Here is a 20,830-nt window from a genome sequence, read left to right as displayed (position 1 = left end):
ATATCAGAGGAGGCAGTATCAAAATTGATACTGCCTCCTTTATAGTAACTTATTGCAATATTCTAGAAAGAATAAGTCAATCCAATTTGAAGAACATTGTTCTTCAATTTAAAATCATCTCCATCAAAATCATTAATATCCATCAAACCCATGTTATACCTTGCAAAAAAGCCAAGTCCGAAGTCCAGTTTATAACCGGCACCAATACCAAAACTCAAATCTAATCCTTTAAATTCATCTTTCACATCTTCTGTTTCCGATTCAGAGAAACCCATCACTGAGAATTCATACTCATATTTCGCGGAGAGTAATAAACTTATCTGGGGGCCGGCCTGAATATAAAAGCCTTCAGACACATAATAATTAAACATCAAAGGAATGTCAAGATAGTCAAGTTTCAATGTTACATCGGCTTCCATACCAAAAAAATCATCGAAGAAGTCATCAAAGAAGTCGTCGAAATCATCATTAAAGTCGTCATCCATAAAGGATTCTGATGCCTTTGCTCCCTTCATGGAGTATATAAGGCCGGGTTGAAAAGAAAGCCGATCAGTTAAGAACATTTCTCCATACACACCGATAAACAAGCCGGTTCTCGAGTCCATGTCAAAATCATCCTCATCAGAAGAGATATTTGCAATGTTTACACCAGCAGTTGCACCAAAGTTCACCTGTGCAAAGGATGTAACTGTTCCTACAAACATGAGAGTGAGTGTAAGAAAACTAACTACGGTTTTTTTCATAATCTAAGTTTTAGTTAAAGATACAATATCGACAAATTCGCAACTAATTATGAAAAAAACAAAAAAAAGAGGGGTAATTGTTAATTACCCCTCTCTGTGAAATATGGAAAAAGCTTTATAAATTAAGCTTTGTCAACTTTATTCATGTGCTGAATCAATTCAACAACTTTTGTTGAATAACCCATTTCGTTGTCATACCAGCTAACAACTTTCACAAAGTTGTCGTTCAATGAGATACCGGCATCAGCGTCGAAAACAGAAGTTTTAACTTCACCAAGGAAGTCGTTAGAAACAACAGCCTCTTCGGTATATCCAAGAACACCTTTCAATTCGCCTTCAGAAGCAGCTTTCATAGCAGCGCAAATGTCAGCATAAGAAGCTCCTTTTTCCAGACGGCAAGTAAGGTCAACTACAGATACGTTAGGAGTTGGTACACGGAAAGCCATACCTGTAAGTTTTCCATTCAAAGCTGGAATAACTTTACCTACAGCTTTAGCAGCTCCTGTAGAAGAAGGAATAATGTTTTGTCCTGCTCCGCGTCCGCCTCTCCAGTCTTTCATAGAAGGACCGTCAACAGTTTTCTGAGTAGCAGTGGTAGCGTGAACAGTAGTCATCAAACCTTCAACAATACCAAACTTATCGTTCAACACTTTTGCAATAGGAGCCAAACAGTTGGTAGTACATGAAGCGTTAGAAACAAAATTCATATCCTTGGTATATTTGTCAAGGTTTACACCGCAAACAAACATAGGCGTGTCATCTTTAGAAGGAGCTGACATGACTACTTTTTTAGCACCTGCCTTAATATGTCCTTCAGCAGATTCCTTAGTAAGGAATAAACCGGTTGACTCAACAATATATTCTGCACCAATATCACTCCACTTCAAGTCAGCTGGATTTCTTTCAGCAGTTACACGGATTGAATTTCCGTTAACAACCAATTTACCGTCTTTTACTTCAACAGTACCGTCGAAACGGCCATGAGTAGAATCGTACTTAAGCATGTAAGCCATGTAGTCAACATCAACCAAGTCGTTGATACCTACAATCTCTACATTGTCGAAATTCTGAGCGGCGCGGAACACCAAACGGCCAATACGGCCAAAACCGTTGATACCAATTTTAATTTTTGACATTTTATTTCTGTTTTAAGTGATTATTACAAGTAAAAGCGCTTGACAAAAAAGTTTAAAGAAGCTTTTTCTGTTTTTGGAGGTACAAAAATACAAAATGATTACTAAACATTCAAGCAATCACCTGACTGATTCTCTGGATGAAATGTGAAATGAAGTTAAATTTAGATGGTTAGGTTAACAGGCAGTAAGGATGATGAAAAAATAGATATAGAGGACGATTATTTTCAGAACAAAGGAGTAAACATAAAAAAAAGGAAATCGTTGATTTCCTTTTGCTCAAAGAATTACTTCGTAATTTCTTTAATCCCGTATAATAAACTCCTCACAGGTTATAAACTATAAAACCTACGCGTTATTGATATTTACCAATAAGTAAAAATATCAGGCTTTAGCGGGAGCTTCTGTTTCGATAACCTGACCGTAAGCCGGGCAATCCCAACTACTTCTGCACGACGAGAAAGCCAATGCAACCAGCAACAGAACAACAGCAACAGACGCAATTTTCTTCATAACTTAGTTTTTTATGGTATAAAATTAGTGTAAATGGTTCGTTCAGACAATAAAAATCTCAGGTTTATTTCACTTTGGATGATTCTATAACGTAAAATAAAATATCTTGGTTACATTTTTTTTAAAACAAAAGAGGCTCATTATTTGTATTAATTAATTGAAACCCTTTATTTATCAAGTAAAAACAACATGAAAAAAATATGAAAACATTTTTAATAAACGTGTTAATTACTCCACTTATTGTGTTTTTGTTTTACGGATGTAAAACAAATCAGCCTGAACTTATTCTCAGCGGGGACGTTGTCAGCATAAATTCAGGAACTGTTTATTTGCAGAGATTTGACGACAGAATTTTCAGAACCATCGATTCTGTTGAAATCATTGATGGCCGTTTTTCTTTTAAACCTGTCATTGAATTACCCGAAATATACGGTCTTGCAACCGAAAAAGAGGGTCGTTCCTTTCTCGTTTTTCTTGAGAAAGGAGAAATTCATGTAACCCTCGACCCTGAGAGCAATCATCGTGAATCCAAAGTTGATGGCTCCTCACTTCACGACCAGTTTGTTGCTTACAGAGAATTGGAAAATGTGAACATCCGTGAGTATATCAAAGAGCATCCAAAATCGCTGGTATCGGCTTATGCCTTATATCGGTTTTTCTCGTTCCGCTTAACTCCGGAGGAACTAAGAGCCAACATTGAATTACTTGATACTTCACTCCATGAAACACAGTATGTAAAAATCATGCAGCGTCTTTTAAGTATTTATGAGGATGTGGCCATTGGTAAAAAAGCACCAAATTTTTCGGCAAAAACCCCTGAAGGAGAAGAAATATTCCTCTACGACAAATTGAATGGCAACTATTTACTGGTTGAATTTTGGGCTTCGTGGTGTGTATTTTGCAGGCGCGAAAATCCAAATCTGGTTAAAGCTCATGATATGTTTCACGAAAAAGGATTCGACATCCTGGGTGTTTCTCTTGACAGAGATTTCGATGCCTGGGTAAATGCCATTGAAGATGACCATCTGAAATGGACTAACATTTCAGATTTAAAATTCTGGGCCAGCGAACCTGCTGCTCTTTTTGGGGTAAGAGCGCTGCCTTCCAACTTCCTGCTTGACCCCGAAGGCAACATCATTGCTCAAAACCTTAAAGGGGAAGAGTTGATTGATTTCCTGAAAGATGTGTTGAGTGTCGAAATCCAATAATCTGACTTTCTAAACCTCCTTGCATCTGTTTTTTGTTTTGGGTTCATGGTAAAAAGTTTTGAGTTGATGGTTTTGAGTTGATGGTTTTGAGTTGAAAGTTGATTGTTCCGCTTCGCGGAATGCCACTCTCTTCGTTCATTTCGTGTCTTTATAATTTGTTTTTTAGTTGCTCCCGAAGTCTCGGGAGAACTCGTCCTGAAGTCTTGGGTCTCGTTTCAGGAATATTCCTAAAAATTGTGAAAACTGTTTGTATTATCAATTGACATTCCGATTTTTGCACAGTTTTTCTGATTAAATATTTTTAGGTTAAATGGGGATAGAAAAGGGGATATTTCAGCGTACAGAATTGCTCATGGGTAAGGAGCGCATGGAGGCAATCGCAAATAAAAGAGTTATTATTTTCGGAATTGGAGGAGTTGGAAGCTGGTGTGCTGAGAGTTTAGTCAGGACAGGCATTCATCATCTTACCATAGTGGATTCTGACCGCGTTTGTGTAACTAATATTAACCGGCAATTGCATGCCACATCCAGAACCGTTGGTGAGGTAAAAACAGAAGTATTAAAAAAACGGCTGTTGGAAATTAACCCGAAAGCAAACATCACTGCCATTCAAAAAATATATAATCAGGACAACCACGACTTCTTTGAACTTGAAAAATACGATTACATCATTGATGCCATCGACAGTCTGGGCAGTAAAATTCACCTGATAAGAATGGCAACCAGGACAGATGCCATGCTGTTTTCATCCATGGGCGCTTCATTAAAAATTGACCCTACCCGAATAAAAGTGGCCGAATTTTGGGATGTAAAAGGCTGTCCACTCGGCTCCAGGGTCAGAAAAATGATTCGCAAAGGCGACCTTCCGGCTAAGAAGTTCTTGTGCGTTTACAGTGACGAGTTACTTGAAAATTCAGGAGAAGGTTCCAGTTGTGGAACCACTGCCTGTTTATGTCCCAAAGCAGTTGTAGCTCCGGGCGACCCGGAACTGGCGAATCACGAATGGTGTAGTAAAAAAGCTGTCATCAATGGCACAGCGGCGCATATCACTTCAATTTTTGGATTTACCATTGCCGGATTGGTTGTTCAGGATATTTATCATCGGGTTGAAAAGGTTGAGGTTTAATGTTTTAAGTTCAAAGTTTATGGTTCAGGGTTGATGGTTTAGGGTTTATGGTTGTTCAATGTTTTAGGTTCAATGTTTCGCAGTGCAGCGGAGTTGAAGTGAAACAGAATGCCGAGTATCGGTACCCGCATTGCGGGAAAGGTTCAAGGTTGATGGTTTATAGTTGTTCAAGGTTCTATGTTAGAGGTTAAGGAGTTGAGAGTTGAAGGTTGTTAGTTGGGTAGTTAAGGAATTCTTCGAGAAACTGTTAGACTTGCGGTTTCCTGCTATATACCTGATATGGAAGGAAAACTACTCTTTTTCAGGAACAATCTGAGCCATATCGAATTTACCTACTTCATAAAGGGAGTTCTCGCTCTCAATTTCACTAAAGCGGCATGGACATGGTTTAAAAACACTACATCCTGCTATCAGGAAAAGAAGAATAAACAGGCGAAATATTAGTTTTATAAAAGCTTTCATCGTGAGGGACTAAACATTATAAACCCTTATACTGACATTTCAATCTAATTGTTACGACGCATCAGTTCAAATTTCGATACGGCCATGGGTTTCTGATTGCATAATTTTGTAGATTTGTGTAAAATCCAAATGCATGGCATTACTAATCACTCTTGCAATCACCATCGTTTTGCAGTTTTTTGCAGCTGCCGTTGCTGTAAAACTGACCAGGGTCACCAAATACAACCTCTCCTGGATTTTGATTTCATTTGGTTTTATTTTTATGGCTGTGCAAAGGCTGGCTGAGTTACTGCCATTTATTGCCGATGTTGAACCGCAAACATACAGACTCTTTTATATTTGGCTGGGTGCCATCACCAGTCTGTTTTTTGCCGGAGGAGTATTTCTTATTCAGAAAATCTTCCAGTATATGAAAGAAGTTGAGATGCAAACACGTAATCAGGAAAAAGCATTGCTCAATGCCATCATCCAGGCCGAAGAGCGCGAGCGCCGTCGCTTTGCCACTGAAATTCACGATGGATTGGGACCTTTGTTGTCAACCATAAAAATGTCCATCAGTTCACTGGCAGCAAATGAGACAAACGACTCCAACCTCTCGGTTATAAAAAACACCAACATGGCCATTGGCGAAGCCATTAAAAGCGTGCAGGAAATATCAAACAATCTGAGTCCGCATATGCTTAAGAACTTTGGTGTGGCCAAAGCCATCCGAAACTTCATAAACAAAGTAAATCAAAGCAAAGGCCTAAAAGTAGCATTTAAAACCAACGCACTTGACACAAGATTTTCAGAAAGTATTGAGATTCTTGTTTACCGGTCGGTGTGTGAACTTGTGAACAACACCATTAAACACTCCGAAGCCACTAAAGTAGATATTGATTTCCAGATTAAAAACAAATGCATTGAACTAAAATACAAAGACAACGGCGTTGGATTTGATACTCAAAACCTGTTTGCAGACAAAAAAGATTCAGGCTCCGGATACTTCAATATGTTCAGTCGCATTAAATCAAATCATGGAACAATGGAGGTCTTTTCAAATAAAAACAAAGGAGTTTATGTAATCATTACAATTCCTGTAAATGAAAAATGAGAGAGAAAAAATAAAGGTTTTTTTGGTAGATGACCACACCCTGTTTTTAAACGGACTGGCCATGCTCCTAAACTCCATGCCTGAAATGGAGGTAGCAGGCAAAGCATTTAATGGTAAAGAGTTTATTGAAAAACTTCAGGATAACATGCCTGACGTAGTTCTGATGGACATTGCCATGCCCGAAATGGATGGCATAGAAGCCACTCGCAAGGCACTGGAAATCAATCCGCAGTTAAAAATAATAACTCTCTCAATGTATGATGACCAGGAGTATTACACCAAAATGGTACAATGTGGTGTTAATGGGTTCATTCTAAAGGATAGCGACATACAGGAGGTCAGAACAGCCATTTCCACCGTTGCCGACGGTGGAAATTACTTCTCACATGAGCTCCTTAGAAATCTGATACTTACCCAGAAACTAAAAGAACATCATAATACAACCGAAGAAGAGCTCTCCGGCAGAGAATTGGAAATTTTGATAGAGATATGCCAGGGACTCTCCAACAACGAAATAGCCGAAAAGCTATTTATAAGTAAAAGAACCGTTGAAAAGCACCGAGCAAATATCCTGTTGAAAACAGAATGCAAAAACACAGCCAGCCTCGTGGTATATGCCATTAAAAACCAGCTAATTGAAATATAACCAGGTGTTTTACGAGTATTTCTGATAATGCCATAGAAACATAAATTCTAACAGCCGCAAATATTTGTCGGGTAAAGTGCAGCCTACAGCACATCAAGGAATCACCCACAACTTTTGTGTATAAATGCTACAGTATTGTAGCATTTGTATACACACATCGCACCACATCACACCTGACTAACAACCACTTATAACCCGGCATGAAATTTGGCCTTGTGTTGTTGATATGATTTCACTTCTAAGAGGAATCTGCATAAACCAATCAGCAACAATTTAACATTAACCTATATGAAAGTTTTTATTCCCGTAATTGACTGCTCACGCAACAGGTACACCATTGCCGAAAATTTTGAAACATCCGGTGCAATTTGCATTTTTGATATCAGGGACAATCTGGTTACCTGGTATAAATCAAAGGGGCTTTCAGCTTCTTATGAAGAGATTTTGGAAGAGCTAAAAGGCGATGGTGTGACTAAAGCAATCATTTCATCACTGCAAACTCCAACCATAAATACTTTCGTGAATAAAGGATTTCACATTTATAAATCGGTAGGAAATGATTTAAGAATAAATCTTGAACTACTTAAAATACGATGCCTTCCCGTTTTTGATTACGAGTCTGCGGAAGAACTAAATGAAATGAGTTCATTTCATTCTGAGTTCGCAACTTATGAACCGGCCATATGTCAGAATTAGGAAGAAGAGGAAAGGTCGAATCACTCCAACTGACCAATTAACCTTCGGAGAGCACGCATCGCTCGTCGGATATTCCCTTCATTTAATTCTTCCAATGATTCATCTGCAAGCTGCCGGTTATCTGAGGATTGCAATAATTTCAGCAATTCATCAAGCTCATCGGCAGCGGCTTCTAAATCATCCTTTTGAAGATAGAAAAGAGCCAGTTTTGCAACCACCAGGGAGTCTTCTGGAGTATTTTCAAGAGCAGTCAGCAAAATATGTTCCGTGTCATCCTCCGGTTTTTCAAAAACACTTCTGACCGCGCCGGTGACATTTCTTAATCTTCGTCTTCCATAGCCAACTACGACCACCTCATCAAGTGCTAGATACGTCTCTTCCATTTCTATATTAAACTCAGCGCCTTCCTCATTAAGACTCACTTCCTGATGATGATACCCAATCATACTAAAAGTAAGCGATGGGGTTTTGTCAGGAACAGTTAAATCAAAATGGCCATCTACATCAGTGACGGTTCCCTCCTTGGTTTTCCTGTCTAATACAACAACACCGGGTAGTGGCGTCCCTGTCAGGCCATCCACAACAGTTCCTCTGATATGCCTCCCGGCATCTCCCCTGCTTTCAACTAAAATTGTGCGGCCGGCTGCGCTTCCTGCTGAGGGAAGTTCAGATGCGGCTCTTTTTTCTGGTTCTGGTTTGGACTCAGGTTCAGTTACCACAAAAAAGTCCTCGCTGAAATCAACTTCAGCATCAAATAAATTTAATTCCGGCTGTGGTGGCGCGGTTGCTTTAATTTCTCTATCTGATATGGCATCCTTTGGACTTACCTCCGGTAATTCATTAACTTCTACATCCTCCTGAAGAACCTCCGGAATGGCCAATTCAGGATAAACCGGCCTGGGCTCAGGCTGATAAACCAAAGGAGAATCCTTAACCGGTTGCTGAATTAACAGAAACAGCAAGCCTACACCAACTAAAAGAAGGACTGAAGCCGCTGCCATCCATTTTTTCCAAACAACAGATTTATGCTCGTCATCGGTCGCCATCTTTTTATGGAGCCACTCTGTCACCTCTCCGGATGCTTTTTCCATTTTATCATCACCCATCAGTTGCATACCTTCAACAAAGTCGCTGCACATATTGCACCCGGCCAGATGGTTTTCCACCAGAAACATCTCTTTTCCGGATAACTGATTTTCCAGATAAAGTTTCAACAACTTTTCATCCGGACAATCCCCGTCGTGGGTAATATGTTGCCACCTGTCTGCCATTTATAGTTGATAGTATATCATAAAAAATAAAAATAACTCCACCCCTCCTTGTTTAAGAATCAAATTCTTAAGATTTCGTTTTCCGTTCTGTATATAACTCTTTACCTGATTTATGGTGTAACCGGTTTTCTGAACTATCTCATTATAACTAAACTCCTCAATATAAAACATTTGAACACATTGTTTTTGACCTTCATCCAGAGAAATCATAGCTTTCTCCAAAGCCTTTAGTTTAGATTCATGATTATTTTGCTCTTCATCATTGTGATGCAAAAACAGTTGATTTTCCACAACTGCAGATGAATTTTCTTCTTGAGAAAGCGAAAAAAGCTGATGCTTTTTCGCTTCTCTGAAATGCATCATACAGCTGTTCTTTGTGACCATATAAAGCCAGCTTTTAAAATTGGAAATCTCAAAACGGGGAAGGTCAGCAAGCACTTTCTCAAAAACCTGCATGGAAATATCTTTGGCCAAATCTTCATCCTTCAAATATTTCATACAAACAGCCAAAACAAATTGAATGTATCGTCCCAAAAGCTCCTCAATCCACCTGTTATCTTTTTTAGAAAGATAAAGACGGATAAGCTCCTCGTCTGATTTCCCTTTGATTTTCAACCTGTTTACAGATAAATAAAAAAATTATTCTGATTTTTTATGGAAAATCAGAATGACTTGCATCTCATTAATAAAAACTGATATCAATGCACTAAAATTTTAAAATGATGAAACGAGTCCCGAAGCTTCGGGACGAGTTCCATTCGGTCTTAATTTAAAAATTATTTACGGATGAAAAAAATGTATCTTTTCAAAAAAAGGTTATCTGGTGAATTCAAGGCATTCATTCTGATAATCGCCATTTGCACATTAAGCTTTTCGGTTTATTCTCAGGTAATGGTTTCGGGAGTAATAAGAGATGCCACTGACAATTATCCGCTTCCGGGTGTCAATATTCTGGAAAAAGGAACCAAAAACGGAGTGATTTCTAACATCGATGGAGAGTTTGAGTTGACGGTTGCTTCAACATCTTCAGTTTTACAATTTTCATTTATTGGTTATGAAACTCAGGAAATAATTGTTGGGAACCGACGAACTTTTGACATCAAATTATCTCCGGCAACAACTCTTTTCGAGGAAGTTATAACTGTAGGCTACGGAGGAAGAGGTATTCGAAGAAACCGCTCAAAAGCGGTTTATGATATGGAGGTGAGTGCTTTTTACATACCGGCACCTCAACAACCATCACACACCTATTTCAACCCAAGCGTAGAAACCTATTCCCTCATCAACGAAAACGGATTCAGCGATGCATTAACCAATCCGCTTTCCACCTTTTCCATCAGCGTTGATAACGCTTCCTATGCCAACGTGCGCAGGTTTATAAACAATGGACAGATGCCGCCTCCCGATGCAGTCAGAATTGAGGAGATGCTCAACTATTTTACTTATGAATATGCTCAACCCAAAGGAGAGCATCCTTTTGCAGTCACAGCAGAGTATGCCGACTGTCCGTGGCAACCTGAGCACAAACTCTTACACATTGGATTACAGGGTAAAGATATTCCTTTAGACGATTTGCCTCCTTCCAATCTGGTATTTCTGATTGATGTATCCGGATCGATGGCTCCTGCCAATCGTTTACCTCTGGTTAAAACTGCCTTTAAAATGCTGGTAAATAATTTAAGGGAAACAGACCGGGTATCCATTGTTGTGTATGCCAGCCAGGTTGGTGTTGTGCTACCTTCTACCCCCGGCTCAGAGAAAGAAAAAATTAACCGTGCCATTGATGGATTGGTTGCCAGAGGCTCAACAGCCGGTGGCGATGGCATTCAAAAAGCCTACGAAGTGGCCGTGAAAAACTTCATCCCCGGCGGGAACAACAGGGTTATACTGGCCACCGACGGGGATTTCAATGTGGGAATATCCAACGAAAATGAGCTGAAACGTTTTATCGAAACAAAGCGTGAAACAGGCGTATATCTGACCTGTTTGGGGTTTGGAATGGGTAATTTCAAAGACTCAAGAATGGAAATTCTATCGCGCGCCGGAAACGGAAACTATGCATACATTGATAACATTCAGGAAGCTCAGAAAGTATTTATACAGGAATTTGGAGGCACCCTGTTCACCATTGCCGATGATGTAAAATTGCAGATTGATTTTAATCCGGCTAAAGTACAGGCCTATCGGCTAATTGGTTATGAAAACAGAATGCTGAATGCCGAAGATTTTAAAGACGACACCAAAGATGCCGGTGAAATTGGGGCTGGTCATACCGTTACGGCCATTTATGAAATCATCCCTGCCGGATTAAAAAGTGAACATTTGCCACAAACCGATGCCTCGGTTTATCAACGGGTGCGACAAACAACGAGAAACCACTCCCATGAAGTTGCAACAGTAAGAATACGTTATAAAAATCCGGGCGAAGATAAAAGTCTGGAGCTAAGGCATCCTGTAGAAGATAGAAATCTGACATTCAACAGAGCATCAGAGAACTTTCGTTTTTCAGCTGCTGTGGCCATGTTTGGAATGCATTTACGAAACTCAGATTTTAAAGGCAAAACCAACCTCAAAGAAATATCTGAAATAACAAAAAATGCACGTAAATACGACCCTTACGGATACAGGGGAGAATTTTTACGGATGGTGGAAACCGCCGGAAGCATTGAGAATCTGTCGCAAAACAGATGATGATGCGGTAACAAAACAGACCTTTAGGGTTTGAACCACAGAGATTTCGATTATTTTACAAAATTACCAATAGCAATGGAATAATGGGAATCTCTGTGGATATTATTTTAGAGAACTATCACTTTTGACCGAATAAATAATATAGATTTCTCGCTCTGCTCAAAATGACAAAGCTTTTAAGAGCTTAGGCGAGTGAGGAGATAGATTGAGTAAAAATTAAAATCCTGTCAATTATTTGATAAATCGAAACAAAAAACTTACCTTTCACGTTAGTAACGTAAAACAATAGCATGATTGTTTCATTTGGTTCAAAGGATACCGAGAAAATTTGGAATGGAGAACGAGTTAAAAATCTACCAATTGAGATACAGCAGATTGGGAGAAGGAAATTAAGGATGATAAACAATTCTCAAATCTGGACTGATTTGAGAATTCCACCTTCCAATAGACTTGAGAAACTAAAAGGTTCCGAATTTAATAGCATCCGGATTAATGACCAATGGAGAATTACATTTCGCTGGATTGATAATAATGCACACGATGTTGAGATAATAGATTATCATTAAATGATTGGAGGGTTAAGAATGAATAAATTAGCAAACATACATCCCGGAGAGATTTTACTTGAAGAGTTTTTACGTCCTCTTGAGATAACTGCTTACAGGCTATCAAAAGATACCGAAATACCACAGACTCGTATATCACAGATTATTAAAGGTAAAAGGAGAATCACTGCTGATACAGCACTGAGATTTTCATCATATTTTGGTACAACTGCTAAATTTTGGCTAGGTCTTCAAGATGATTATGACATTGAGGAAGAGAGAATAGATAAGCAAGATATACTATCTAAAATTAAATTAAACGCACCACAAGCATTTTAGCCAACAAGGGTTGCCGAGATTTCTATCCCGAACTACTCAGGATAATAAAAGACAGGGAAATAGCTACGAATCATTAAAACCCCAGTTCTGCCAACCGTGGCATTAACTACGCCGAAATCGACTCAATCCGCCGGGCTGTACGGGAATTTTGATGAAACGAGGCATTCAAATGCCTGTTTCCATCTTTCAAAAAGATATAAAGTTCAAACTCCTTTTGAGCATAGGAATTCAGTAATTTCATACCAAAATCACTTACCTGCAAATAGGTTTTATCCTTTTTCTTTCCCATATCAACCACCGTTTCTGGTGCCAATCGGTTCATCCGATTGATTAATCCCATCGCTTTTGAACGACTTAAATTCAGTTCCTGCAAAGCATTAGCAAGGCTTCCATCGGTTAACACCAGATTTAGCAATCGGTATTGAACCTCATCCAATAACACTTTATTATTATAATAAATGGTAATAGTTCCGTTCAGATTGAAATTCTTATCTTCCATAATCCAACTATTTTGAGCGGTTTCGCAAATGAGATTTATTCATATTTCTATCAAAAGAGACACCGTTTTCCACAATCTTCTATACACCAGCAAACTAACACATTTCAGATTCAAAAAAGACTACCAAAATGTAATTTTTATAGCCAATCTTACAAAAAAGTCGAAAACAAACATATTTATTCATACACCCCTCTTTTGACATGCTTATATTTGCAAATATAATATAATTAAATTAAACACACCCCCTTTTTACGTGGGTCTATTTCTGTTTTTAACTTCTTTTTGATATCTTCACCCCTAAATACAATCAATCAAATTTAACCTGGCCATCTATGAGCATCAAACCTGAAACATTCCTTGATAACTGTTATGGTTCAAGAGAACTCAACCTATTGGTTGAGTTCAGCGACCTTCTTGGAAATAAAGAGATAGACTTAAATCATGTTATCTCTCAACTTGGGGAGCATCTTTTAGCTGAACGGATAATCCTGACCATCTACAACAGGGAAAGTGGACAGATTTTTATTGAAGGCACATATGGAGTTTCAGAGGAAGGAAAAAAAGACATCAACTATGTGCCTGGTGAAGGAATTATAGGTACTGTAATTGAGACCGGCAAACCTGTCCTAATTAGAAAAACGGGAGAATCTGAAAGCTACCTGAATCGTATGCGAACACCATTAAAGGTGAATGGAGAAGATGTTTCCTTTATCTGTGTGCCCATTCGATATAAAAACGAAACCATTGGAACCTTAAGTTTTCATAAAATATATGGTCGAAGCCATCTTCTTTTTGATGAAGATGTACGCCTGCTAAAAATTGTAGGTTCTATGATTGGCCGTGCAGTAAAACGCCGACAGGAATATGCCGAAGAGATGGCACACCTGCTCAACGAAAATCAAACATTAAAAGGAGTTATTAGCAACCAGATACAATCAGACAACATCATTGGAAACAGTGGTAAAATGAGCGATGTTTTTGCACTGATTGAAAGCGTAGCTTCCACCGATGCAACCGTCCTGATAAGGGGAGAAAGCGGAGTTGGGAAAGAACTAATTGCGGATGCCATACACCAAAACAGCCACCGTAAGGAGAAGCCATTTATTAAAGTAAATTGTGCTGCGTTACCCGAAAATTTGATTGAAAGCGAACTTTTTGGGCACGAAAAAGGCGCATTTACCGGAGCAATCGCTACCCGAGCCGGGCGATTTGAAGCAGCTGATGGCGGCACCATTTTTCTTGATGAATTTGGAGAAATCCCCCTCTCCACTCAGGTGAAATTACTGAGAGTTATTCAGCAAAAAGAGATTGAACGCGTAGGAGCTTCTAAAACCATTAAAACCGATGTGAGAATTATTTGTGCCACCAACCGAAACCTGGAAGAGTTGATTCAAAAAGGGGAGTTCAGAGAAGATTTGTATTACAGAATTAACGTATTCCCAATTTATGTTCCTCCCCTCAGAGAGAGAATCAACGATATTCCTGTGTTGGCAAACCACTTTATTGACAAATTTAATAAGCGGCATGGTAAAAACATAAAAAGAATCACGTCCATGGCCATTGACCTGTTGATGGTATATCATTGGCCTGGAAATATCCGGGAACTCGAAAACTGTATGGAACGCGCATACATATTGAGCAACGATGGCGTAATACGGGCTCACAACATGCCTCCAACCCTGCAAACCGCCGTTTCCAGCAAAACCAGTGAAACAGGCACACTGGAGATGATTCTTGAAAAACATGAAAAACAACTCATTATTGATTCAATGGTTGCCACAAAGGGGAACATGGTGAAAGCCGCTAAAAACCTTGGCATTACAGAGCGCATGATGGGAATAAGAATAAAAAAATACAACATCGACCCCAAGAGATTTAAATCCAGAAAAGCAGAAGGATAGAACTTTAGTTAGATATTGAGAGGCGGTTTTAATTTATAATAAATGTGCATTGAAGATTTTTAGTCCCGATAAAACGGGATTAGACTGATAGACAAGATTAAACAGAAATCTCCAACATTCGCAAATACTTACAAATTGTGCGCAACCTCGCTTTCACCCCTCCAAACCTCCCCCTAGCGGGAGGCTTTAAGCCACCGGGAGATTTAAGTACAAATTGTAAATGCGGATTTTACGATTTGATAGATGAGGATTATTAAAATTTACTGTTGAGACAACCTCAAAAAACAAATATAGATGCAAGACACAGAAATTGAGTTTATCCATTGTGATTTTGATGACAAAGAACATCAAATGGCATTCTTCGAATTGCTCAATGAGTACATGCTTCATCCCATGGGTTGTGGAGAGCCTTTTCCTGAAGACAAAAAAGATAAACTACTTGAAGAGTTGGGAAACCATCCTTCAGCATTTGTTCTTTTTGTAAAACAAAAAGAAGAGTTTGCCGGAATGGCTACCTGTTTTATCAACTATTCCACTTTCAAAGCAGCATATTTCATCAATATACATGATTTTGTTATCACAAAAAAACACCAAAACAGAGGATTGGGAAAAGCGCTTCTAAATGAGATAACAGCCATTGCCAAAGAAGAGGGGTGTTGTAAAGTAAATCTGGAAGTACGGGATGATAATAACAAAGCCATGGCATTGTATTCCAAAACCGGATTTGGAGAATGCGAACCACCAATGAAATTCTGGGAGCTAAAGCTTTAAAAAACTACATAAATGTAGTTTTTTTGTAAAACCATAAAACATCAAACAACTACAATACTGATCATTACATCTTTTGGCACTCAGTTTGTTTTTATGTAATATATCATTAACCAGTTGTTAACAATTAAGTCGCAGATTTAAACTCAAATATTAATCTTTTAAAACCTAAACATCATGAAAGTATTTATTCCCGTAATTGACAGTTCCCGAAGCAGGTACACAATTGCAAACGGCTTTAGCGACTCAGGTTCAATCTGTGTTTTCGACACCAAAGACAACCATGTTACCTGGTATGAGGCAACCGGAAACCCGGCAGGATACAGCGAAATGCTGGACGAACTTAAATCCAATGGTGTGTTCAACGTGATTGCTTCCGCAGTTTCGCCTATGGCACTGAAAGTATTTAGCGACAAAGGCTTCACCGTTTACAAAGCAGTTGGTAATGATTTGATGGTAAACCTGGAGTTATTAAGAATCCGTTGTCTTCCCATCTATGGTTTGGAAGAGTGCATGAGCGAGTTGACACCTACATGCTTTTCGAATTGTTCGTCCTGTGAGCCGGCCATATGCCACAATTAGTATCGGAAAGAAGTATTCTCTCTGACTTTAATTTACTTAAATAAAAAGCCATGTCCATAGGTCACGCGCTTAAATTTATCCACAGCTTCGAGGCAGACCAGGAACTGAGAAAAGAGTGTAACAGCTGCAAATCTTTTCCGGAACTTCTGGAGCTGCTGAAAAGCCGTGATATTTCCTTTACTCCACAGGAATTTGAAGAAGCCATAAATGGCTTACGCGTTAAATGTCAGAGCTATGAACAAGCAGACTATGTCAATGAAATCATGATGTGGTTTAAGATGTTCATGATTGAAAGAAGTAATTAACCTACCTGTACTTCCCTCCTGTATTCTTCAGAAAAGATTACACAGAATGCCATAAAGTTCTCACAGAGTTACACAAAGGATTTTTTATTCTCTGTGACAGTCCCGTGCTCTCCGTGCAATACAATGCAACCTGCTCAAAAACATAAATTTACATCGCAACCTTTTCGTATATTTAACATCATTGTTTAAATGGTGCTTTCTTGTTGTGTTTTTCGGCTCAACTCTCATTTGGGTTTACTGTTTTGCATGGTTTTATTTCTTTTGTTCTCTTAACATCTAACGTTATGAAAGCACTGTTTTTTAGATTGAGTTCAGTTTTCCTGATGTTAATATTATTGGCGGCAGGATGTGACAGCGAAGAAAATAAAGCCCCCTGCCTCCCGGACTACGGAATGGAAGATGGATACTTCTATTGGTTTGAAAATGAGAAGAAGAATTTAAAACGAGATAGAAATCATCTGTCGATACGTTTTTATGAAGCTTCTGGCAAAGCTTTTCACGACAGCATTTTAGAAAAATATGGTATTAAAACCGTTTGGGCTCAAACTTACGACAAACACCCGCCTATGCCTGGATATTATAAGGGTAACTAAAAAACCTGCAGAAAAATATTATACATGCTATGGAGATACCATCCATACCGGACTAGGTAATCTTCCTGAAATTGAATTTGTATTACCAGTATATTACCAAAACAAAGAATTTTGGGATTTAAAGTTAACCCCCGTTAAACTATACACATTCCATGATATAATTACAGAGGACAGACAAGAGGAGATATTAGACAGCCTAATAACTAATGATAAGTTAATAACAAGACAATTATTTCCAGGAGAAGATTGGTCTCCCTATAGCATTTACGTTACTAAGACTTCACCGGAAGATCCCTACACCTTATACCACCGATATTACAAAAGCGGCTTCTTTGAATCAAATTGACATGAATTGGAGTTTTACTTCTCGGTGGCTAGAAAATTAACAATTAAACATTAACTCAAAAAATTGAAAATCATGAAAAATTTACAAAAACACCTACTGGTAATATTAACAGTATTGTTTGTAACATCTCTCACATCAATCGGGCAGGAATGGTATGTCAAACAAAACGGTAATCAAGTCACATTAACGCCAAAAGAGAACACGTGGGTTCTTTATATCCCTGATACAACTTATAACAAATAAGTTTGAATAAAATGAAGAATAAAATAAATATAACATTATTCTACAAAACAATGACAATATATTGTTTCATTGTTATTGCTTTGTTAACTGTTGCTGGTTGCGAAAAGATTGAAAATTCTACTGAAAAAGACTTATACCTCATTGCTAAAGTCGAAAATGCCATAGAATACAGTTCAGTTGTTGCAGTTAAACTTATGATAAGAGATAAAAATGGTAACGATGTAGAACTTGCCCGTGGCGATTGGAAAGATAACGGTTTCGCAATTTCACTACCAAAAATAAACCGATATAATTATGGAGAGTTAATCCATATGCCTTTGTTGCCGACAGTGATATATGATAATTTGGTTACTATAACTACTAACAACAGAAACGCAAGAAATAGAATTGCTGAATTTTGGGGCGTTGATAAAGAAGGAAATATGATTGCTGAGTTCCTTCCTCGTAAAATAGATGAAGATGGAAACATGGTTAGGGTTCGATTTAGATATGTTGACTCTGATGTTATTATTTCAGGTTATATTGAGGCAGAAACTATTGTTCTCGATTATTTTGACGAGGAAACAGGATTTATGTCTAATTGGATATGGGAAAATAAAACGATTTTTTTGATTGATTATAAGGAAGGGTGGAATGCTTCAAGTCATCCAAGTTTTCAATCCTCTAGCGGGGAAACAATAAGGAAGCATTTAACCATTCCTACTAGTAGTAATTTGAAATGGTATGCTAGAGATGATTTATAAATAATTAAATGTCTAATCATTAAAATAAAATTAATTGAATATGAAACAGTATTTATTAAGATTAAGTGGGAAATTAATATTGCTCCTTTTAGCTATTGCAATTGGTTGTAATTTTCTTTATGCACAACATCATTTTTCAGTTGATTATGGAGATTTGCGGGTAAATGCTAATCTGATTCGAACAGAAGCTGCAAATACCACAGCATCAACTAAGTCGATTACGAAAAATCACAACAATCAAGATGTATATACCCTTTCTCTTTCATCGGTTAAAAATACCAAAATCGTAATTTTGAATGAGGAAACAGGGAAAAGTGTGGTAATTACTCCAAAAGATAATGCGCCAGCAAAATTCGAATTGCCACCGTTTTTTATCGAAGAATTGCGGCAGGCGGCTTTGGGTGAGGCAAAGCAGTATTTGGTTGCAGAAACTGATGGTGATTTTTGAGTCAGAAATGCTACAACTGTTGCGGTTGACAACCAAGATATATATATACCTCGATATTTTTACGGTACAAAGAAAAATGTGAAAGAAGCTCTTCCGAAAGACAGAAAAATCATTCATGTTTTTAAGGAAAAGCCGATACTTATTCCTGCTTTTCCAGATGATCCCGAGTGTTTGCGTCTTGTAGCACTTTTGGAAGAAGAAATGAGTTATTATGTGTATATGTATCAACTACCCGACGGAACTTTAACTATTTATGATGAGAATTTTAATCCGAGTTTGGCAAATAATGAAGTTAAAACAAGTTTAAATACTATTTCAAATCTTCAGTTTAGTTTAAGTGGCAATACAACAGGACAAGCGCAAACAGCTACGTTACACGCACTAAATCTTTGGAGTGAACAATTGTTTGGTAATGTGCCTGTTGATATTAATGTTAGACTTATTTCAATGGGTACGTATGTTCTTGGAAGTTCGTATCGTACGCCGAGCCATCTGATTGATGGAGTATTCTACCCTTCACCGTTAGCAAATCAAAAGTTAGGTTATAATTTTTCTACACAGAGAGATATTAGAATAGAAATGAACTCGGATTTCACTTGGTACTTTGGTTTAGATGGTAATACTAGTGGGTACGATTGGGTTACCATCATGTAGCACGAAGTAACACACGGCTTAGGCTTCTTCCCATTAGTTGGAAGCAATGGAGCTTATATCTATACGACTTCAAGTGGTAATTCATCCTCCACGAGCTATCCCGGAATTTACGATAGGCAGTTGTATCAAGGTGCTACAGGTAATACTTGTTTAACAGACCTTAATCTATCTCAACGTGCAGCGTTGGTTATAAGTGGCAATCTGTTTGCTGGTAAACCAGGTTCACATTTATTGGCAGCAAATGGCGGTACTCGTGTTAAAATGTATGCCCCTAATCCATGGCGTCCTGGCTCAAGTGTTTCACACTGGGATTGGTCTGTAACTTACTTTCCAAATTTTATGAGACATGCCTATGCTAGTCCTTTACATACTTTTAATACAAGAAAAATTGGGATAATGCGAGATATGGGTTGGGAAACGTGTGATATAACCATCTCCGGCCCCTCAACCGTCTGCCAGCAGGCTACGTACCAAATTGAGAATCTTACCGAAGGAGCCCAAATAAACTGGACAACAAGCAACAGTTTATCTATTAGCAACGGACAAGGAACACCTCAGGTAACCGTTTCAAATACTGGCGCATTCAGTATTTCACATTTTGTAAAAGCAACCATCACCGCATGTGGTAGCTCATACGAGATTTGTAAAAATATTTCAAGAGTTGGAAATGAGAGCGCATTAATTCTTTTGTATGATGCTGATGGAATCAACTCCTACCATGCCGGAACAATCTTAACCAGACATCTCATAAAAGCTCATCTAAACAATCCTTCACCTGATCCTAATCATTACAGGTGGACCATTATTGCTCCGCCCAAAAGCAATATCCCCAACAAGTTAGCCAGCGGACAATCATTTTCTTATGCCACCGATTACGTTGGGAACTATACGTTCCGGTTAACCTATTTTGCAGAATGCGGATGGAGTACTATAACAAGAGATATCTATTTTGGATTCGGCTCCCTTATGCAAGTTAAAATTCTCCCAAACCCTGCCTCAAATGAAACATCGGTTTCATTGAATTTAAATTCTGGTGAGGATTTGAATTCTATGTCATCCCAAATCTGGGAATTCGAAGTTCATGATCAGAATCAACGGCTTATCACCCATCAGAGAAACATTAAAAGCAATTCACATACCATTAACACAGCAGGCTGGCAAAAAGGCCTCTATATTGTAACGGTAAAGTACAACAATGAAACCTTTAGCGAAAAGCTGGTGGTGAAATAATGGAAAAGTTACACTGAGGGCACGGAGTTCTCACGGAAATACACGGAGGTTT

Annotated in this window: 24 protein-coding genes; 17 read left to right on the top strand and 7 right to left on the bottom strand. The window is 38.4% G+C overall.

Annotated elements, in window-relative coordinates; all coding sequences use genetic code 11:
- Positions 1-62: 62 nt before the first annotated feature.
- The 3 genes from B5X70_RS09535 to B5X70_RS18515 all read right to left on the bottom strand — a co-directional run bounded on the left by B5X70_RS09535 (position 63) and on the right by B5X70_RS18515 (position 2,389).
- Entirely contained in the window at positions 63-743 is a 681-nt protein-coding gene (locus B5X70_RS09535; RefSeq protein ID WP_079557679.1) for a porin family protein, read from the bottom strand.
- A 122-nt stretch (positions 744-865) separates the two neighbouring features.
- Positions 866-1,879, bottom strand: a complete 1,014-nt coding sequence (gap, locus tag B5X70_RS09530; RefSeq protein ID WP_079557678.1) for a type I glyceraldehyde-3-phosphate dehydrogenase — start codon at positions 1,877-1,879, stop codon at positions 866-868.
- Between the two features lie 381 nt (positions 1,880-2,260).
- Positions 2,261-2,389 (bottom strand): hypothetical protein, encoded by a 129-nt coding sequence (locus B5X70_RS18515; RefSeq protein ID WP_262481304.1) that lies wholly within the window; start codon positions 2,387-2,389, stop codon positions 2,261-2,263.
- A gap of 200 nt (positions 2,390-2,589) precedes the next feature.
- Between B5X70_RS18515 and B5X70_RS09525 the strand changes: the two genes are divergently transcribed.
- Together B5X70_RS09525 and B5X70_RS09520 are read left to right on the top strand one after the other, a co-directional pair.
- Positions 2,590-3,597 carry a TlpA disulfide reductase family protein gene (locus B5X70_RS09525; protein ID WP_079557677.1) on the top strand — a complete coding sequence of 336 codons (1,008 nt, stop codon included), beginning with the start codon at positions 2,590-2,592 and terminating at the stop codon, positions 3,595-3,597.
- 310 nt (positions 3,598-3,907) lie between these two features.
- The gene (locus B5X70_RS09520; protein ID WP_079557676.1) at positions 3,908-4,723 is read left to right on the top strand and encodes a tRNA threonylcarbamoyladenosine dehydratase; all 816 of its coding nucleotides are present in this window, start codon (positions 3,908-3,910) and stop codon (positions 4,721-4,723) included.
- Between the two features lie 291 nt (positions 4,724-5,014).
- Here the strand turns inward: B5X70_RS09520 and B5X70_RS18065 are convergent, their stop codons facing one another.
- Positions 5,015-5,185, bottom strand: a complete 171-nt coding sequence (locus B5X70_RS18065; protein ID WP_157666460.1) for a hypothetical protein — start codon at positions 5,183-5,185, stop codon at positions 5,015-5,017.
- 133 nt (positions 5,186-5,318) lie between these two features.
- Here B5X70_RS18065 and B5X70_RS09515 point away from each other — a divergent pair, with 133 nt between their 5' ends.
- From B5X70_RS09515 to B5X70_RS09505, 3 genes are all read left to right on the top strand, one after another.
- A complete protein-coding gene (locus B5X70_RS09515; RefSeq protein ID WP_079557675.1) occupies positions 5,319-6,278 on the top strand; it encodes a sensor histidine kinase in 960 nt (319 codons plus the stop codon).
- Positions 6,268-6,924 (top strand): response regulator transcription factor, encoded by a 657-nt coding sequence (locus B5X70_RS09510; protein ID WP_079557674.1) that lies wholly within the window; start codon positions 6,268-6,270, stop codon positions 6,922-6,924. Before B5X70_RS09515 ends, B5X70_RS09510 begins: the two co-directional genes overlap by 11 nt.
- Positions 6,925-7,212: 288 nt before the next feature.
- The gene (locus B5X70_RS09505; RefSeq protein ID WP_079557673.1) at positions 7,213-7,620 is read left to right on the top strand and encodes a hypothetical protein; all 408 of its coding nucleotides are present in this window, start codon (positions 7,213-7,215) and stop codon (positions 7,618-7,620) included.
- Positions 7,621-7,640: 20 nt separating this feature from the next.
- Here the strand turns inward: B5X70_RS09505 and B5X70_RS09500 are convergent, their stop codons facing one another.
- Complete coding sequence (locus B5X70_RS09500) at positions 7,641-8,891, bottom strand: carboxypeptidase-like regulatory domain-containing protein (RefSeq protein ID WP_079557672.1); 1,251 nt, start codon at positions 8,889-8,891, stop codon at positions 7,641-7,643.
- The gene (locus B5X70_RS09495) at positions 8,892-9,506 is read right to left on the bottom strand and encodes an RNA polymerase sigma factor (RefSeq protein WP_079557671.1); all 615 of its coding nucleotides are present in this window, start codon (positions 9,504-9,506) and stop codon (positions 8,892-8,894) included.
- A gap of 171 nt (positions 9,507-9,677) precedes the next feature.
- On the opposite strand from B5X70_RS09495, the gene B5X70_RS09490 reads away from it, so the two are divergent.
- From B5X70_RS09490 to B5X70_RS09480, 3 genes are all read left to right on the top strand, one after another.
- On the top strand, positions 9,678-11,582 hold the full coding sequence (locus B5X70_RS09490; RefSeq protein WP_079557670.1) for a vWA domain-containing protein: 1,905 nt from the start codon (positions 9,678-9,680) through the stop codon (positions 11,580-11,582).
- Between the two features lie 290 nt (positions 11,583-11,872).
- On the top strand, positions 11,873-12,148 hold the full coding sequence (locus tag B5X70_RS09485; protein ID WP_079557669.1) for a type II toxin-antitoxin system RelE/ParE family toxin: 276 nt from the start codon (positions 11,873-11,875) through the stop codon (positions 12,146-12,148).
- Positions 12,149-12,466, top strand: a complete 318-nt coding sequence (locus B5X70_RS09480) for a HigA family addiction module antitoxin (RefSeq protein WP_232468386.1) — start codon at positions 12,149-12,151, stop codon at positions 12,464-12,466.
- 106 nt (positions 12,467-12,572) lie between these two features.
- Here B5X70_RS09480 and B5X70_RS09475 read toward each other — a convergent pair whose 3' ends face one another.
- Positions 12,573-12,965 (bottom strand): winged helix-turn-helix domain-containing protein, encoded by a 393-nt coding sequence (locus B5X70_RS09475; RefSeq protein WP_079557668.1) that lies wholly within the window; start codon positions 12,963-12,965, stop codon positions 12,573-12,575.
- A gap of 332 nt (positions 12,966-13,297) precedes the next feature.
- Here B5X70_RS09475 and B5X70_RS09470 point away from each other — a divergent pair, with 332 nt between their 5' ends.
- The 9 genes from B5X70_RS09470 (at position 13,298) to B5X70_RS09430 (ending at position 20,778) form a co-directional block, all read left to right on the top strand.
- Positions 13,298-14,866 (top strand): sigma 54-interacting transcriptional regulator, encoded by a 1,569-nt coding sequence (locus B5X70_RS09470; protein WP_079557667.1) that lies wholly within the window; start codon positions 13,298-13,300, stop codon positions 14,864-14,866.
- A 294-nt stretch (positions 14,867-15,160) separates the two neighbouring features.
- A complete protein-coding gene (locus B5X70_RS09465; RefSeq protein ID WP_079557666.1) occupies positions 15,161-15,637 on the top strand; it encodes a GNAT family N-acetyltransferase in 477 nt (158 codons plus the stop codon).
- A 174-nt stretch (positions 15,638-15,811) separates the two neighbouring features.
- Complete coding sequence (locus B5X70_RS09460; RefSeq protein ID WP_079557665.1) at positions 15,812-16,216, top strand: NifB/NifX family molybdenum-iron cluster-binding protein; 405 nt, start codon at positions 15,812-15,814, stop codon at positions 16,214-16,216.
- 50 nt (positions 16,217-16,266) lie between these two features.
- The gene (locus tag B5X70_RS09455) at positions 16,267-16,521 is read left to right on the top strand and encodes a Nif11-like leader peptide family natural product precursor (protein WP_079557664.1); all 255 of its coding nucleotides are present in this window, start codon (positions 16,267-16,269) and stop codon (positions 16,519-16,521) included.
- Positions 16,522-16,805: 284 nt separating this feature from the next.
- Positions 16,806-17,114, top strand: coding sequence for a hypothetical protein (locus B5X70_RS09450; protein WP_079557663.1), 309 nt, complete (start codon positions 16,806-16,808; stop codon positions 17,112-17,114).
- 600 nt (positions 17,115-17,714) lie between these two features.
- On the top strand, positions 17,715-18,446 hold the full coding sequence (locus tag B5X70_RS09445; RefSeq protein ID WP_143255060.1) for a hypothetical protein: 732 nt from the start codon (positions 17,715-17,717) through the stop codon (positions 18,444-18,446).
- Positions 18,447-18,486: 40 nt separating this feature from the next.
- A complete protein-coding gene (locus B5X70_RS09440; RefSeq protein ID WP_079557661.1) occupies positions 18,487-18,894 on the top strand; it encodes a hypothetical protein in 408 nt (135 codons plus the stop codon).
- Between the two features lie 78 nt (positions 18,895-18,972).
- The gene (locus B5X70_RS09435; RefSeq protein ID WP_079557660.1) at positions 18,973-19,548 is read left to right on the top strand and encodes a hypothetical protein; all 576 of its coding nucleotides are present in this window, start codon (positions 18,973-18,975) and stop codon (positions 19,546-19,548) included.
- Positions 19,549-19,668: 120 nt separating this feature from the next.
- Entirely contained in the window at positions 19,669-20,778 is a 1,110-nt protein-coding gene (locus B5X70_RS09430) for a T9SS type A sorting domain-containing protein (protein ID WP_143255059.1), read from the top strand.
- Positions 20,779-20,830 lie beyond the last annotated feature (52 nt).

The sequence above is a fragment of the Alkalitalea saponilacus genome, from assembly GCF_900168165.1.
GTDB classification, from domain to species: Bacteria; Bacteroidota; Bacteroidia; order Bacteroidales; family Marinilabiliaceae; genus Natronoflexus; species Natronoflexus saponilacus.
Note: the sequence above shows the minus strand (reverse complement) of the source record. Positions and strands in the feature narration are given on the sequence as shown.